This is a genomic window from Sporomusa sp. (assembly GCF_057736855.1).
The window spans coordinates 1,347-3,759 of record NZ_JBYKYF010000299.1 but is presented as its reverse complement, the minus strand read 5'-3'; the positions used below and the strand labels follow the sequence as shown (position 1 = coordinate 3,759).

The following is a 2,413-nucleotide window of genomic DNA, read 5'->3' as shown; positions in this document are numbered from 1 at the left end:
AATAGAAAGCCGCTTTTTGCCTTACGGCATAAAAGCGGCTTTGTCTACAATCTGGGCAAACCCTCCCAGGGTTTGCCACTAAAATTCCTTATTGCTCATTTTATGTTAGCTTCAACTGTAATCCAATATTTAGCAAGCCTGCTTAATCTTCTTAATCTCCTCAATCAGAATAGGCAATACCTCTAAAACATCACCCACAATTCCGAAGTCGGCAACTTTAAAGATAGGCGCATCAGGATCCTTGTTAATAGCAATGATAACATCTGACGTGGACATGCCAGCCAAATGCTGGATAGCACCACTAATACCACAGGCGATATACACTTTGGGAGCTACGGTTTTACCAGTTTGTCCTACCTGATGAATCGCAGGTTTCCAGCCAGCATCAACAGCCGCCCGTGAAGCACCGACAGCTCCACCGAGGGTCTTGGCCAATTCCTCAATAAGTGCAAAATTTTCAGGTTTACCCATCCCTCGGCCACCAGCAACAATGAACTGAGCCTCCTCAAGATTACAAGAAGCAGTTTCATTGACTGTAAGCAATTCAATAAACTTTGTCCGAATATCTTCGGGTTTAACTTTGCTTGCCACTCGAACCACTTCGCCCTGACGGGAAGGATCTGGTACAGGACGTTTAAATACATTGGGACGGACAGTTCCCATCTGCGGCCGATGATTAGGACATAAAATGGTAGCCATAATGTTGCCGCCAAAAGCTGGACGCGTCCATGCGACAAGCCCGGTTTCCTCATCAATGCCTAAATTAGTGCAATCAGCCGTTAAGCCTGTACCTACTCGGCAGGCCACTCTTGGGCCAAGGTCGCGCCCATCATTGGTTGCCCCCATCAAGATAACCGAAGGCTTATATGTATTGATTAAATCAGTTAAGGCAATCGTATAGGCGTCGGTGCTATAGTGCTTATATTCCGCACCTTCGACCAAATACACTTTGTCAGCACCACTGGCAATCATATCTTTGGATAAATGTTCCACACTATCGCCAATAATAACAGCAGCCAATTCCTGTCCCAGAGCATCAGCCAGTTTACGGCCCTCTCCCAGCAATTCAAGACCAACATTGCGAGCCTTGCCACGGAATTGTTCAATATATACCCATACACCCTTATAATCACTGGTATCGGTTGCCGGTTTCTCGGCAGCCGGACGCGTAATGGCCGTTACGGCACATACATCAATACACGCACCACAAACTGTACAAGCATCGGTAATAATAGCTTTATCGCCTTCCATGACAATCGCGCCAAACGGACAAACGTTAACACAGGCACTGCAGCCGATGCACTGATCTTTATCTATAATTACAGCCATTTATAATTCCCCCTTACATTAAATAATCTTTGCCTGATTAAGTTTAGTCAGCAAAAGATTTACAGCAGCACGGGCAGTATCTTCCTGAATGATCTCACCCTGCACCCGTTGCTGGGGGGTAAAAATGCGGCGAACTTGGGTAGGTGAACCTTTAAGCCCAATTTCGTCCAAATTTACATCCACATCGGCAGCTGTCCAGACAGGTATCTCTGTGCGATTGGCTTTCATTCTGCCTTTAATATTGGGGTAACGCGGTTCATTAATGGATTTGACTACACTAACTAAAACAGGCAACTTGGTTTCAATAACCTCATAGCCTTCTTCATGTTCACGTTCCACCCTGACTACCTCATCAGCAATATCAAGCTTAGAAACATACGTAAGCTGAGGGATATTCAAGTGTTCAGCTATCTCTGGCCCTACTTGGGCAGTATCGCCATCTATGGCTTGCTTGCCACAAAGTATAATGTCAAAATGGCCGATTTTTCTAATGCCTGCAGCCAATGCCCGGCTGGTAGCTAGCGTATCGGCACCACCAAAGGCGCGGTCACTTAACAAAATAGCCGCATCGGCCCCCATGGCAATACATTCTTTAAGCGCCTCAGTAGCTTGTGGTGGTCCCATAGAAATTACCGTCACTCGCCCACCATGTTTTTCTCTTAGTCTTAACGCTTCTTCTAACGCATTTTTGTCAAAAGGATTAACAATACTAGGCACACCTTGTCGAATCAGCGTATTTGTCTGCGGGTCAATTTTAACCTCGGTAGTGTCAGGCACCTGCTTGACAAAGACAATAATCTCCATGTAATATCCTCCTGTTATAAATATCATAATACTGTTAACAACTGTAATCTCTCTTATTCTAATATTATTTACTGAAAAACTGCAACATGTTTCGCGCATCCAGTAAAAAGTTTGTCCTTGCTGCTTGAGAATGTCGTCTGTAAATAAGACACTTCCAGGTTCTCTACATATTTAGCCAATAGTTACAGTGCCTTTCCCGAGTATTCCTTCAATCGCACTGATGGCCGCCGCATTAGGATCAATCCAAAATTTTTTCTCGGTTTTTATCACCCGCGGCCGA

2 protein-coding genes are annotated in these 2,413 nt (G+C 44.9%); both read right to left on the bottom strand.

The genetic code is table 11. From position 1 onward, the window contains the following. Positions 1-129 precede the first annotated feature (129 nt). Positions 130-1,329, bottom strand: a complete 1,200-nt coding sequence (locus AC29Z1_RS15005; RefSeq protein WP_488272264.1) for an FAD-binding protein — start codon at positions 1,327-1,329, stop codon at positions 130-132. 18 nt (positions 1,330-1,347) lie between these two features. Further along, positions 1,348-2,133: an electron transfer flavoprotein subunit beta/FixA family protein gene (locus AC29Z1_RS15000; protein WP_488272263.1), complete on the bottom strand. Its 786-nt coding sequence runs from the start codon at positions 2,131-2,133 to the stop codon at positions 1,348-1,350. Positions 2,134-2,413 lie beyond the last annotated feature (280 nt).